Here is a 13,739-nt window from a genome sequence, read left to right as displayed (position 1 = left end):
CACCCGATAGGCGGCCCCGTCAGCGTGAACGGAACTCAGGACTGGCTGTCGTCAGCCGGCGCGGCATCCGCCTCGTCTTCCTTCTTGCCTACCATTTCTTCCAGCGCACCGGCGCCCTTGAATCCGGCGATGGCCGCAATGCCCTTCGTCAGCAGGCCCGCATTCGGATCGAGCTTCTCGGCGCCTTCGACTGCCGCCACGGCGCCGGCAACTTCACCCAAGGTATCGAGGATTCCCATGACGTTCTCCGCTTTGGAATGGAGCGGCCAGCATGCGACTAGTCGATTACCGGTGAATGAATCCCGACGCAAGTTTCTTCGCCGCGAATTTGCGGGATCCGCCGCCCACAGGCGGTCACGAGCCGCAAACGGGCGGCTCCAGGTAGCGTCAAAGCCTTGCACGGTCAAGATCCGGGCCTGCAGGCCGATAGAAACCCGACGCCCAAACCTTGCAAAGCCACGCTACGATCAGGCCACCTTCGTGCGACATGCAAGGCCTAAGGACTCAAGGGTTCGTTGAATGCTGGCCAGTTCGTACAACCCGTTGCTCGTCGTGTGTTCCCTGCTCGTGGCGATCTTCGCCTCCTACACGGCACTGGGCATGGCCGGCCGCATCACCACGGCACGTGACTCCGGCGCGCGCTGGTGGCTGTTTGCTGGCGCCTGCGCGATGGGATTGGGCATCTGGTCGATGCATTTCGTCGGCATGCTGGCTTTCAGCCTGCCGATTCCGCTGGGCTATGACCCGCTGATCACCCTGCTGTCGTTGCTGATCGCCATTGCCTCTTCCGCATTCGCCTTGTGGCTGGTTTGCCGGCAAACGCTGCCTTGGACGCACCTGGTCGGCGGCGCCCTGCTGATGGGGCCGGCCATTGCCGGCATGCATTACACGGGCATGGCAGCGATGCGCATGAGCCCGGGCATCCAGTACGACGCGTGGCTGTTCGCACTGTCGGTGGCGATCGCCATCATGGCAGCGGGTGCAGCTCTGTGGATCGCCTTCCAATTGCGCAAGGACTCATCGCACGTATGGCGGAAACGGCTCGGCGCGGCCGTCGTCATGGGCCTCGCCATCGTCGGCATGCATTACACCGGCATGAGCGCCGCGCAATTCCCGCTGGGCAGCATCTGCGGGGCAGCACATCATGGCGTGAACACGAACTGGCTGGCCGTCGTCGTCATCGTCGTCACCCTGGCAGTACTGGCGGCGACGCTCACCGTCTCTGCGTTCGACGTGCGCATGGAGTCGCGCACGGCAGTGCTGGTCAGCTCGCTCGCCGAGGCGAACGAGGAACTCACCTATCTCGCCCTGCACGACAGCCAGACCAAGTTGCCGAACCGCGTGTTGCTGCACGATCGCCTCGAACATGAAATCCTGATCGCCGATCGCGACAAGAGCCGTTTCGCGCTCATGTTCCTGGACCTCGACGGCTTCAAGGCCGTCAACGACGTGTTTGGACATCGCTCCGGCGACATGCTGCTGGTCGAAGTTGCCCAGCGCATACGCGCCAACGTGGGCAACGAGGATACCGTCGCCCGCATCGGGGGCGACGAATTCGTATTGCTGGCCCGTATCGAAGAACCGACGGATGCTGCCCGTATCGCCGAGACCCTGATGAAGGCGATCGGCGAGCCCATCCTCATCGCCAAGCACGAGCTGCATGTGACTTCCAGCATCGGCATCGTCCTCTACCCTGGCGACGGCGCCACCCAGCAGGAGCTGATGACCAATGCCGACGCGGCGATGTACCACGCGAAGGCGTCGGGACAAAAAGGCTATGCTTTTTTCGAAACCTCGATGAACTCCGATGCGCACGAACAGATGCAGATCGCACGGGAACTGCGCGTAGCCTCTGCACGCGGTGAACTGACGCTGCACTATCAGCCGAAATTCGACGCGCCGAACGGTCCCGTCATCGGCGCAGAGGCCTTGCTGCGATGGTCGCACCCCACGCTCGGGATGATCCTGCCCGGCCACTTCATTCCCATCGCGGAGAAAACCGGCCTGATCGTGCCGATTGGTGAATGGGTGCTCGACGAAGCATGTCGGCAAATGCGCGCGTGGCATGACGCCGGGCATCCGCAATGGACGATTGCGGTGAACCTGTCGGCAGTGCAGTTCGGCCACGATGGACTTATCGAGCTGGTGCGCGGCACGCTGGCGCGCCATGCGCTCGCCCCGCGCTTTCTGACGCTGGAAATCACCGAGTCCACCGCCATGTCCGATGTCGAGGCAAGCCTGGCGACGCTGCAGCAGCTGAAGGACATGGGGGTGAACATCTCCATCGACGACTTCGGCACCGGCTACTCCAGCCTGCTCTACCTGAAACGTCTGCCGGCCACCGAACTGAAGATAGACAAGGGCTTCGTGCGCGACCTTGCCATCGGCACCGAGGACGCCGCCATCGTGTCGGCCATCGTCGCGCTGGGGCAGACGCTCAACCTCAAGATTGTCGCCGAAGGCGTTGAAACCGCCGCGCAGAAAGCGTTCCTCACCCGCATCGGTTGCGACAGCCTGCAAGGCTTCATGCTTGGCGAACCGATGCCGGCCAAGGAATTCATTGAAGCGGTAGCGCAGGATCCGGTTTCCACCGAGGCTCCGAAGTAAAGCGCCCGACTCGATTCTCCCGCAACGCGCTGTGCTGCGAGCCCGCCAGCCGCGATCCGGTCACGGAGCAGCTCCCGCACGTCGAGACCCGGTGGAGGCGCTGAAGGCATGCCGCCGCACACCCTTTCCCACGCGACCAACGATTAAGGAGTATGGTCGCCGTATCCCTCTCGCCACGAGTCGCCCCAATGAGCAAATCGCCTCCGGTTCTGACGGTCGCAGCCATCCACTCCGTGTATTCCAGCAAGAAGATCGGTTCCGTCGTAGAGCACGCAACGAAGTTCCAATCGACAAAACGCTTCGCGCGCGATCCCGAACACACTGGCCAAGCACCGGTGAACCCCAAAGATCCAAAGGGCACCCGCCACCGTTGACAAGGGCGGTTGGCCGCTGCGTCCCAGCACTCACACGCCGACCGTGTAGCATCCCGGCAAACTGACGCAGCATGGAACGGTTGCCGTTGCCGCTGCGAGCCATAGCCTTTCGAAGTTGTGAAGGCCTCGGCCGCGGCACGACTCCGAAGCCTGACGGCCATCGAGAGATGGCCCACGCATTGCATGTGTTGCCAAGCTCGCGCCTCGCGAAGGTGGATCCCTGTCGCCGTCCCGCGGACGGCCCGATGCGCACGCATCGATCGACCGGATTCCCGACCATAGATTCAGACAAGGTTCGATCCACGGTCTCTACGATCCAGAACGCATGACGTGAAGTTCCGCATTCATGCCGCTGTACACGCGATGCAGGCGCCAATTCAGTGCCCGCAACTGATTCAACGCAACCGGCCGGATCATTTGGCTGCTGTTCACTGACAAGCAATCCGGACGTGCAATGATCGATGCTCTTATTTCGTTCAATGACGACAAACGAACTCCGGAATCCGTTCGACACGTCGACATATTCGTGTGACGACGGATGCGAATAATAAGCAGGCATACGCCCTGCGTGTCGCCGCTTTTCGGTCTCTTTTTGAGACTCGCGATTTACATTCAAAACAGGGCCACGAAACTCACACAATATTGTGGGTTTTCCTGAAATTTGACAGGAGGCCGTACCGCCATTTCTAGCATCCTTGGATCGACGCTGACTTAGGATTCGGGAGTATGACGGCGCTGTGTTTGAGCGGATATTGATTGTCTGCATGGGTAATGTTTGCCGCAGTCCCACGGCAGAATACCTGTTTCGACAGCGCACGAGATCACGCCACGTTGCATTCAGCAGCGCGGGGCTCTATGCGCCTGCCGGAAGACCCATGGATGCGACTTCCCTGCAATTGCTCGCCGAAAGCGGCATTGACGGCACGTTGCATCGTGCCCGCCAGTTGACACCCGCCATGCTGCACGAGGCCGATTTGGTGCTTGGCATGGAAAAGAGTCATGTCGCGGCGATGATCCAACTTGCCCCCGAAATTCGCGGCAAGGTTTATCTGCTCGATAAATGGTTGAATGAAAACGATATACCCGACCCTTATCGCCAAGAGCGTATTGCATTCGAATACGTACACGAAATGATCACAAAAGGAGTGGATAGCTGGCAGCTTTATCTGTGATCCCTGTTCTCATGTCACGAGATGGTAATCCATATGACCGGCACCCTGGCCCCTCTGCAACGCGATAACGAAATCGATCTGAGCGAATTGCTTGGCACGCTTCGCGACAACAAGTGGCTTATCTGCCGCATTACCGTGATTTTTGTCGTACTCGGCATCATCTATGCTGTAGTTGCAACACCGATCTATCAAGCCACGTCGACAGCGCAGGTGGAACAGAAGGTTCCGGATCTGCCCGGCTTGAGCGCACTCAGCCAGACGCTGGGGGCGGAAGATCCCGAAGCGAGCACCCAATCGGCCTTGATCACTTCGCGCATGGTGGTCGGCGCAGTGGTCGACAAGCTCAAGCTCGCGGTCGAAAGCAGCCCGGAACGCTTTCCCCTGTTCGGCAATTTCATCGCCCACCTCTACGCCTCGCACAATGCCGGCAAGGTGGCGACGCCTTGGTTCGGGATGACCGGCTACGACTGGGGCGGCTCGAAGCTGGACATTTTCCAGCTGGACGTACCCGATAATCTCCTGGACAAGCCGCTGACCCTGATCGCAGGCGAGAACGGCGGCTACATCCTGGTCGACGAGAAGGGAAACCTTCTGGTCACCGGCCATACGGGGGAATCCTCCACTGGCCAGGGCATAACCATCCAGGTCAAGACGCTGGTTGCCAATGAAGGCACCCACTTCCGCGTGTTCCGCCATCGCCGACTGACCGTGACCAACCGGCTTCGCAAGGCCATCAAGGTCAACGAAGAGAGCAAGGATTCGGGCATCCTCGACATGACCTACGCCAACACCGATCCGGTGTTGGCGGCGAATGTGCTGCGGGAGGTGGGCGAGCTCTACGTGCGCCAGGACGTGGATCGCAATTCCGCGGAGGCGGCGAACAGCCTGGAGTTCGTGCGTGAGCAGCTCCCCAAGGTCCGCAGTCAGCTTGAAACGGCCACAGCGGCGCTTAACGCATACCAGCTCCGCGCTCGCTCGGTCGACATCAGCATGCAGACCCAAAGCCTGCTGGACCAGGAGGTCTCCATCCAGACCAACATCCAGCAGTTGCGCCTGCAGCAGGCGGACATGCAGCGCCAGTACACACCCGAGCATCCGGCCTACAAGGCCCTGATGAAACAGATAGGCCAGTTGGAGGCGCAGAAAGGCGGGATAGACAAGCAGGTCGGCAACCTGCCGAATACCCAGCAGGAGCTGTTGAAACTGACCCGCGATGTGCAGGTGAGCAACGACACCTACACCGGCCTGCTCAACCAGGCCCAGCAACTCGACATCGCCCGCGCGGGCACGGTCGGCAATGTACGGATCATCGACAGCGCGGCGGTGGACGTCACACAGCCGATATGGCCGAAGAAGACCATCGTGGTGCTCGGCAGCGCGTTCCTCGGTGGCTTCGTGGCGCTCTTGTGCGTCTTCATACGGCAGGCGCTCAACCGTGGCATCGAAGATCCGGCCGTCATCGAAAACATCGGCCTGCCCGTGTATGCCTCCATCCCGGTCAGTCTGCGAGAGCAGGCATTGCACGACAAGCGCGTCCGCGGATACGGCAAGCAACGCCTGCTGGTCATGGACGCGCCGGCTGACATGGCCACCGAGGCCTTGCGGAGCTTGCGCACCAGCCTGCATTTCGCCCGCCTGGAGGCGAAAAACAACGTGCTGATGATCACCGGTTCCAGTCCGGATGTCGGCAAGACGTTCGTCTCCGCCAACCTCGCCACCCTGGTCGCCCAGGGCAACCAGCGCGTGTTGCTGATCGACGGCGACATGCGCATGGGGTCGCTGCACAGGATCGTGGGCTGCCAGGCCGGGGTCGGCCTTTCCGAATTGATCTCGGGCCAGACCGACCTGGAAGCGGCAATACAACCGGTCGCTCCGTCTTCGCACCTGCACTTCATCGGCCGCGGCAAGATTCCGCCGAACCCTTCCGAGCTGCTGATGAACTCCCGTTTCTCCACGCTGCTCGACCACGTGAAGAAGGTGTACGACCTGGTCATCATCGACACCCCGCCGATCCTGGCGGTAACCGATGCGGCCATCATCGGCCACCATGCCGGCACCGCCCTGATGGTGGTGCGCTTCGGGCTCAACCAGGTGCGCGAAGTCGCCTTGGCACGGCAACGCTTCGAGCAGAACAACATCCACCTCCGGGGCGCCATCTTCAACGCCGTGGAGAAGCGCAGCAGCGGCTACTACTCCTACGCCTACTACGGCGTCGGCAAGGCGACCGCATGAGAAAAGGCCGCCTCGAAGCGACGACAACCGATGTCAGGTACGGCCAGCCGCGCAGGCGCACAACGACACAGGGTCGGGCGCGCTGCAACTGCGCATGGCGACCGCCGCAAACCCGCCGCCCGTGGACAGAAGCATCCATCGCATATGGGCCGGCAGAGACCGCGCAGCCCCAGGACCCGTTTTCATGACCACTCCGTCGAAGAACTTCGCCCTTATCGGTGCAGCCGGCTACATCGCTCCCCGCCACATGCAGGCCATCAAGGCCACCGGCAACCGGCTACTGGCCGCCTTCGATCCGAACGATTCGGTCGGCGTCATCGACAGCCACTTCCCCGATGCCGATTTCTTCACCGAGTTCGAACGCTTCGACAGGCACGTCGATCTGCGCCGGCGCGCCGGCGATGGCGGCCAGATCGATTACGTCTCCATCTGTTCGCCGAATTACCTGCATGACTCGCACATGCGCTTCGCCTTGCGTTCCGGCGCACATGCGATCTGCGAGAAGCCGCTGGTACTCAATCCGTGGAACATCGATGGTCTGCGGGAAATTGAGCGAGAGACCGGCAAGCGCGTCAATACGATCCTGCAATTGCGCCTGCACCCGGCGATCATCGCCCTGCGCAACCGGGTCCGGCATGGACGACGCGGCACCAAGCACGAAGTGGACCTTGCCTACGTCACCTCGCGCGGCCACTGGTATCTGCAAAGCTGGAAAGGCGATCAGAAGAAGTCCGGCGGCATAGCCACCAACATCGGCGTGCACTTCTTCGACATGCTGCACTACATCTTCGGCGCGTTGCAGGCCAACGTCGTGCACCTGCGCAGCGACACGAAGGCGGCGGGCTACCTGGAATACGAAAACGCCCGCGTGCGCTGGTTCCTGTCGGTGGACGTCGAAGACGTGCCCATTCCGGTGCGCGAAAGCGGGCAACGCACCTATCGATCGATCACGGTGGACGGCGAGGAGATCGAGTTCTCCGGCGGCTTTGCGGACCTGCATAACCGCAGCTACGAAGAAATCCTTGCAGGCCGTGGTTTCGGCCTCGATGAAAACCGCGTCGCCATCGAAACCGTGTCGACGATCCGCACCAGCGGCATCGTTTCCGCAGCGAACGACGGCCACCCTTCTCTGCAACGGCGAGCCTGAAGAGCGAACAGCATGGACCACTACCAGCACCCTTCTGCCATCGTCGACGAAGGCGCCCGGATCGGCGCGGGCTGCCGCGTATGGCACTTCGTGCACGTCTGCGGCGGCGCCCGCATCGGCAGGGACGTCTCGCTCGGCCAGAACGTGTTCGTCGGCAACAAGGTAATTATCGGAGACCGCTGCAAGATCCAGAACAATGTGTCGGTATACGACAACGTGACGCTCGAGGAAGGCGTCTTCTGCGGTCCGAGCATGGTCTTCACCAATGTCTACAACCCACGCTCGCTCATCGGGCGCAAGGACGAATACCGCGACACCCTGGTCAAACGGGGCGCCACGCTGGGTGCGAACTGCACCATCGTCTGCGGCATCACCATCGGCGAGTTCGCCTTTGTAGGCGCCGGAGCGGTCGTCAACCGGAACGTGCCCGCGTATGCCCTGATGGTAGGCGTGCCGGCACGACAAGTCGGGTGGATGAGCGAGTTCGGCGAGCAGCTCCCCCTGCCGCCGGACGGACGTGGCGAAGCCATCTGCGCGCACACCGGCGCACGTTATGTGCTGAGGGGGCGGGTGCTGCACAAGGAGGAGCCCGCCGCGTGATCGACTTCATCGACCTCAAGGCCCAGCAGGACCGCATCAAGGATCGCCTCGATGCCGGCATCGCCCGCGTGCTGGCACATGGCCAGTACATCCTCGGGCCGGAAGTGACCGAACTGGAAGTGAAACTTGCCGCCTTCGTGGGCGCCAGGCACTGCATCAGCTGCGCAAACGGAACGGACGCGTTGCAGATCGCGCAGATGGCGTTGGGCGTCGGCGCCGGCGATGAGGTCATCATGCCCGGCTTCACCTACATCGCCACCGCGGAGACGGTTGCGCTGCTGGGCGCGCGGCCGGTCTACGTGGACATCGACCCGCGCACCTACAACCTCGATCCGATCGGGCTCGAAGCGGCGATCACCCCGCGGACGCGCGCGATCATTCCCGTTTCGCTTTACGGGCAGTGCGCGGATTTCGACGCCATCAACACGATCGCGAACAAGCATGGCATCCCGGTGATCGAAGACGCCGCGCAGAGTTTCGGCGCGCTCTACAAAGGGCGTCATTCGTGCAACCTGAGCACCGTCGCCTGCACCAGCTTCTTCCCCAGCAAGCCGTTGGGTTGCTACGGCGACGGCGGCGCGCTTTTCACCAACGACGACCGACTTGCCCTCGTGATGCGGCAGATCGCGCGTCACGGCCAGGATCGCCGCTACCACCACATCCGCGTCGGCGTGAACAGCCGGCTGGATACGCTGCAAGCGGCCATCCTGCTGGCCAAGCTGGAAGTATTCGAAGACGAAATCGGCATGCGGCAGCAGGTCGCAGCCCATTACGATGCGCTGATCGCGCGATCCGGCATCGCCGCTCCGCCCCATGTCGAGCCGCACAACTCCAGCGTCTACGCCCAATACACCATCTGCGTGGACGAACGCGAATCACTGCAGGCGCAACTGAAGGACGCGGGCGTTCCCACCGCGGTGCATTACCCGATTCCGATCAACAGACAACCGGCGGTCGCGGACGCCGGCGCGCGCCTGCCGGTGGGCGACGACGTGGCCGCACGGGTACTCAGCTTGCCCATGCACCCGTATCTGACGGAACCGCAGGCAAACCTGGTCGTGGGAAAGCTCGTCGCGGCATCGATGAAACAGGTCCGGACATGCTCGATCTCCTTGCCAGGTTGATAAGCGGCTCGGTCGATTGGGCCCAGCGCAGGAGCCACGCCCGACGGATGCGCGGGTACGGCGGCATATCGCCGCGCGCCACGATCGGCCTGGGCTCGAAACTGATCGGCCCCAAGCAAAATTTCCTGGTCGGCGAGATGAGCTATCTCAACCAGGCGCATCTCTCGTGCGGACCGCATTCCAGGGTCGTCATCGGCCGCAGCTGCGCCATCGGCTACAACGTGTCGATCAAGGCGATCACCCATTCGCTGGGCAAGCCGACCAACAACGCAGCGGGCCCGATCATCCATCTGGAGCGCGACATCGTCATCGGCGACGACTGCTGGATCGGCGACAACGTCTATATCCGTGAAGGCGTCACGCTGGGCAACAACGTGATCGTCGGCGCCAATTCCGTGGTCACGCGATCGGTACCGGACAACCGGGTGATTGCCGGCGTCCCTGCGCGAGTCATCAAGGAGCTGTGACATGCATGCAGCGTTCACCCCACCCGCGCCCCCGCTCGAGCCTGGCGATATCAGCGGCAGCTTTCCGGACGAGCAAACGCAAGCCGTGGTCGCGGAAAAGGCGGAATCGGCACGCATGAAGAAAATCATCTTCGGCAAATGCTATGCGTTTTCCGGCGATGCGGACCTGGAAATTCTGCTCGCGGAAACCCTGAATCTGTACGCGGACGCCGGCAGCCGGAGGCCCGACGTAAACATCCGCATCGGCAAGACCGTGCCCGCGCACAAGCCCTTCGCGATCAACCCGAAGGCCCACGAGACATTCGCGCACGGGATGCTGACCTCGTTCCCCGCGGTCGACGTCTACTGGAAACGCGACGACGGCGAGTCCCTGGAGGTGGACGTCGTCATCAAGGCGCGGCACGGCATCCGGCGCATGCTGCACAACCTGCTGTCGATGGAGTACTCGCGCAAGGTCGAGGACTTCGAGCAGATGTTGCATGAGTTCGTGCTCGCGCCCTCATCCTATTTCTTCAAGGATGTGGCGCTGATCCACGCCGCGTCCGTGACGATAGGCGGAAAAGCCTGCCTGCTCGCCGGCACCAGCGGGGTCGGCAAGTCTTCGCTCGTGCTTGCGCTGAGGAATCGCGAGGATGTCGGTTTCGTCAGCGACGACATCGTCGTCGTGTCCGACGCCGCCCAGGTCACCGGCAACATGGCGTGGCCGAAGATCTACGGCTACAACTGCAGCAGCCCTGCGATGAAGAAGGAAGTTCTCGCGGGTCGCGGATGGATCGACCGCATCCATTTCAATATCAAGAACCGCATGAATTCCGCCAAGGTGCGACGCAAGATGTCGCCCGACCGGCTGTATCGCCATGTGGATCCCGCTTCGGCGCCGCTGTCCTGCCTGTACTACGTGATACGCGAAGACGTGCCCGCGATATGCATGTCGGAGCTGAGCCTGGCCGACAGCGTCGACATGACGATCGCCGTCATCAGCGCCGAATACAGCGTCTTCCACGACCATCTCTACTGGGAGCACTACAACGCGCTGGTCACGGCGCACCCGCCGATGCTGACGATGGAAGAAGTCACCGCGAACTGGCGGCGGGTGCTGACGGCAAGCCTTGCCACGGCCGGTCGCTTCAAGATCAGCATTCCCTTCAAGGTGGACCACACGGTCTACCAGAGCAGCGTGACCGACATCGTCGTGGCGGACATGGTTGCGCGGCCATGAAGATCGTCATCCTGACCAACGCCTACCCCTATCTTCCCGGTGAGCAGTTCATCGAGGACGAGATCGGCTATTGGGCCACGTGCGCCGGCGTCAGCGTGACGTTGCTGCCCGCGCTCGCGGCGGGGACGCCGCGCCCGATACCTGCCGGCATCTCGATCGATCTTGGCATGGCGCGCTCCACGAAACTCGGGCGGCTGTGGTTCATGCTGCTGGCGCTGTGCTCCGCGATCTTGCGACGCGAGCTGGGTTACCTGCACCGGTTGCGGAAGACGAGCCCGCACACCGTCGCACGGGCTCTGCTGCATACGTCGAAGGTGCTGGAGCAGGCGGCGCAGCTGCGGCGATACGCCCGGGCGCACGGTCCGGCAGACGTGGCCTACTGCTACTGGAACGAAACGCAGGCCTACGCAGCCGTGCTTGCCAGGGATGCAGGCGCGGTGCGCAGGGTCGTCTCCCGCGTGCACGGTTTCGATCTGTACGAAGCGCGCCGCAGGGACGGCTACATGCCGCTGAAGCGCCAGTTCATTGCCGCCTACGACGCGATCTTCGCACTGTCGAGCGAGGCACGCGCCTACCTGCAGCAGACCTACGGCGCAGCGCCGGGGAACGTCCGCATCGCACCGCTGGGCGTGCCGCTGGCCGATGGGCTTGCGCGCCCGAGCGCGGCGGGGCGCCTGCATGTGGTGTCGGTTTCCTTCTGCCTGCGGGTGAAACGGCTGGACAAGATCGTGGGAGCCGTTGCTCTGCTTGGCCGCCGTCACCCGGAGATCAGCCTGACCTGGACGCATATCGGCGGCGGCCCGTTGCTGGAAGAGATCACGGCGCTGGCGAAGGCGCAGTTGAACAGCCTGAAAAACATTGTCTGCGCTTTCCTCGGCGAACTGCCCAACCATGCCGTCAAGGTGTATTACCTCGATACCCCGGTGGACATGCTGATCAACGCCAGCGAATCCGAAGGTGTTCCGGTTTCCATCATGGAAGCCATGAGCGCGGGGGTGCCGGCCGTCGCCCCCGACGTGGGCGGCATTTCCAGCCTGGTATCCGATCGCTGCGGCGCGCTGCTGGGGCCCTGCCCCGACGTGCAGGAAATCGCCGAAGCGATGGAGCGGGTGGCGTTCGCGGACGGACGCGATGCCCGGCGCGCGCATGCGCGCCAGATGATCGAGGCCGGTTTCGATGCCGCCCGGAACTACCGGGATTTCGTCGCGGACGTGATCGCCATCGGCGCATCCGGCGACAGGCAACCGGCGCCGCCGCTTCGCCCGGCTGCATACCGGATCCGACAGGCGACAAGACGGTGATCGTGACAACAGCTCAACTACACAGGTCGACGGGTGAACATACGAACCGTACTGGCATTTGCCATCGGCCCCATCGCCACCGCCGGGCTTGGCCTGGTGACGGTGCCGGCGATTGCCTGGGTCTTTCCTCCCGCCGACGTGGGGCGATTGAACATCGTGCAGATCGCGGTGTCGTTCGGCGTCCTGCTGTTCAACCTCGGGCTCGATCGCGCCTATGTGCGGGAATACCACGAATGGAGCGATCGCGGGGCTTTGCTGAAAGCCTGCTTCGCTCCGGGATTCGTGCTGTTGCTGCTGGCGGTGCTGGTCACGCTGCCGTTCGACGCGCGTCTGACCGACTGGCTGTTCGGCCTTGGGCATGCCGCGTATTACTGGACGCTCGTGGCCTGCGTGATCGTGAGTTTCATATCCCGGTTTCTGTCGCTCATCCTGCGCATGCAGGATCGCGGGATAGCGTTCTCCCTGAGCCAGGTATTGCCCAAGGTGGTCCTGCTGCTGGCGGTGGGCATGCTGGCGCTGCCGGCCTTCTCGAAGTCGTTCGGCGCCCTGGAGGCGGCCTATCTGGCTTCCTTGCTGTCCGTCCTGCTCGCCTACAGCGTGAATACCTGGCGCGAGTGGAGTCCGGCCTTGCTGGCCCCGGTTTCCCGCACACAGGTCCGCGGCCTGGTCGGCTACGGCGTGCCGCTGATCTTTGCCGGTGTGGCCTACTGGGGGCTGGATGCCACCAGCACGCTGGCCCTGCGTTCGCTCTCGACCCTGCCGGAACTGGCGATCTATTCGGTATCCATGAGCTTTGCCGGCGTGGGCGTGGTCTTCCAGACGATCTTCACCGTGCTGTGGGCGCCGATGGTCTACAAATGGGTGGCCCGTGGCGTGGACATGCGACGGGTCGATCACATCGCCCAGCAGGCACTGGCGGTGGTCTGCACCATCTGGGTCCTGAGCGGCGCCTTGTCGTGGCTGACCGACTTCGTGCTGCCAGCGCATTACTCCCAGGTGAAGTACCTGATGCTGTGCTGCATCGGCGAGCCGCTGCTCTACACCCTCTCCGAGGTGACCTGCGTGGGCATCGGGATCACCCGCCGGTCCATGCTGTCGCTGTGGTCCACCGTCGCCGGACTGGTCGTCAATGTCGCCCTCAGCGTGTGGCTGGTGCCGGGCCATGGCGCTGCCGGCGCCGTCGTGGCCAACGCCATCGCGTTCCTGGTTTTCTTCGTGGCGCGGACCGAAGCTTCGGCCTACGTCTGGCGGCCCTTCCCGCGAGCGCGGCTGTATGCGTTCGTCACCGTCGGCGTGGGCCTTTCCATCGCCACGCTGGTGTACGGCCCTCGCGTCGCCGTCCATTTCAGCCTGGTCTGGGTGGCGCTGCTTCCGGTCGTCGTCTGGTGCTTCCGCAACGAATGGAACTACATGTACCGCTCGTTGCTCGATGCGCTCAAGGCGAAGCGCAGCTACCCGCAGCCGAGCGAAGAACCCGAGGCTCTGTCATGACCAGG

The 13,739-nt window shown here is 62.9% G+C and carries 11 protein-coding genes; 10 read left to right on the top strand and 1 reads right to left on the bottom strand.

Annotation, left to right across the window (positions count from 1 at the left end):
* Positions 1–35: 35 nt before the first annotated feature.
* Positions 36–239 carry a hypothetical protein gene (locus IHE49_RS09330; RefSeq protein WP_192157165.1) on the bottom strand — a complete coding sequence of 68 codons (204 nt, stop codon included), beginning with the start codon at positions 237–239 and terminating at the stop codon, positions 36–38.
* A 283-nt stretch (positions 240–522) separates the two neighbouring features.
* Here IHE49_RS09330 and IHE49_RS09325 point away from each other — a divergent pair, with 283 nt between their 5' ends.
* The 10 genes from IHE49_RS09325 to IHE49_RS09280 all read left to right on the top strand — a co-directional run bounded on the left by IHE49_RS09325 (position 523) and on the right by IHE49_RS09280 (position 13,734).
* On the top strand, positions 523–2,607 hold the full coding sequence (locus IHE49_RS09325) for a bifunctional diguanylate cyclase/phosphodiesterase (RefSeq protein WP_225578354.1): 2,085 nt from the start codon (positions 523–525) through the stop codon (positions 2,605–2,607).
* A 1,111-nt stretch (positions 2,608–3,718) separates the two neighbouring features.
* On the top strand, positions 3,719–4,153 hold the full coding sequence (locus IHE49_RS09320) for a low molecular weight protein-tyrosine-phosphatase (protein ID WP_192157162.1): 435 nt from the start codon (positions 3,719–3,721) through the stop codon (positions 4,151–4,153).
* Between the two features lie 33 nt (positions 4,154–4,186).
* Complete coding sequence (locus IHE49_RS09315) at positions 4,187–6,385, top strand: polysaccharide biosynthesis tyrosine autokinase (RefSeq protein WP_192157161.1); 2,199 nt, start codon at positions 4,187–4,189, stop codon at positions 6,383–6,385.
* Positions 6,386–6,569: 184 nt separating this feature from the next.
* On the top strand, positions 6,570–7,532 hold the full coding sequence (locus IHE49_RS09310; RefSeq protein ID WP_192157160.1) for a Gfo/Idh/MocA family oxidoreductase: 963 nt from the start codon (positions 6,570–6,572) through the stop codon (positions 7,530–7,532).
* 12 nt (positions 7,533–7,544) lie between these two features.
* A complete protein-coding gene (gene wbpD / locus IHE49_RS09305; protein WP_192157159.1) occupies positions 7,545–8,132 on the top strand; it encodes a UDP-2-acetamido-3-amino-2,3-dideoxy-D-glucuronate N-acetyltransferase in 588 nt (195 codons plus the stop codon).
* Positions 8,129–9,256: a DegT/DnrJ/EryC1/StrS family aminotransferase gene (locus IHE49_RS09300; RefSeq protein ID WP_192157158.1), complete on the top strand. Its 1,128-nt coding sequence runs from the start codon at positions 8,129–8,131 to the stop codon at positions 9,254–9,256. Before wbpD ends, IHE49_RS09300 begins: the two co-directional genes overlap by 4 nt.
* 47 nt (positions 9,257–9,303) lie before the next feature.
* Positions 9,304–9,723: an acyltransferase gene (locus IHE49_RS09295; RefSeq protein ID WP_225578324.1), complete on the top strand. Its 420-nt coding sequence runs from the start codon at positions 9,304–9,306 to the stop codon at positions 9,721–9,723.
* A 1-nt stretch (position 9,724) separates the two neighbouring features.
* Positions 9,725–10,942: a hypothetical protein gene (locus IHE49_RS09290; RefSeq protein ID WP_225578323.1), complete on the top strand. Its 1,218-nt coding sequence runs from the start codon at positions 9,725–9,727 to the stop codon at positions 10,940–10,942.
* Positions 10,939–12,243: a glycosyltransferase gene (locus tag IHE49_RS09285; RefSeq protein WP_192157154.1), complete on the top strand. Its 1,305-nt coding sequence runs from the start codon at positions 10,939–10,941 to the stop codon at positions 12,241–12,243. Before IHE49_RS09290 ends, IHE49_RS09285 begins: the two co-directional genes overlap by 4 nt.
* Before the next feature lie 33 nt (positions 12,244–12,276).
* Positions 12,277–13,734 (top strand): lipopolysaccharide biosynthesis protein, encoded by a 1,458-nt coding sequence (locus IHE49_RS09280; protein ID WP_192157152.1) that lies wholly within the window; start codon positions 12,277–12,279, stop codon positions 13,732–13,734.
* The last annotated feature ends 5 nt before the right edge of the window (positions 13,735–13,739 follow it).

This window comes from Rhodanobacter sp. 7MK24 (genome assembly GCF_014842995.1).
In the GTDB taxonomy this organism is placed as follows: domain Bacteria; phylum Pseudomonadota; class Gammaproteobacteria; order Xanthomonadales; family Rhodanobacteraceae; genus Rhodanobacter_A.
This window is presented reverse-complemented; position numbering and strand designations above follow the sequence as displayed.

Bases quoted from the DNA above. Each gene is read 5' to 3' on its own strand.
- IHE49_RS09330 (WP_192157165.1), bottom strand. From the start codon at position 239: ATGGGAATCCTCGATACCTTGGGTGAAGTTGCCGGCGCCGTGGCGGCA.
- IHE49_RS09315 (WP_192157161.1), top strand. From the start codon at position 4,187: ATGACCGGCACCCTGGCCCCTCTGCAACGCGATAACGAAATCGATCTG.
- IHE49_RS09310 (WP_192157160.1), top strand. From the start codon at position 6,570: ATGACCACTCCGTCGAAGAACTTCGCCCTTATCGGTGCAGCCGGCTAC.
- wbpD (WP_192157159.1), top strand. From the start codon at position 7,545: ATGGACCACTACCAGCACCCTTCTGCCATCGTCGACGAAGGCGCCCGG.
- IHE49_RS09295 (WP_225578324.1), top strand. From the start codon at position 9,304: ATGCGCGGGTACGGCGGCATATCGCCGCGCGCCACGATCGGCCTGGGC.
- IHE49_RS09290 (WP_225578323.1), top strand. From the start codon at position 9,725: ATGCATGCAGCGTTCACCCCACCCGCGCCCCCGCTCGAGCCTGGCGAT.
- IHE49_RS09285 (WP_192157154.1), top strand. From the start codon at position 10,939: ATGAAGATCGTCATCCTGACCAACGCCTACCCCTATCTTCCCGGTGAG.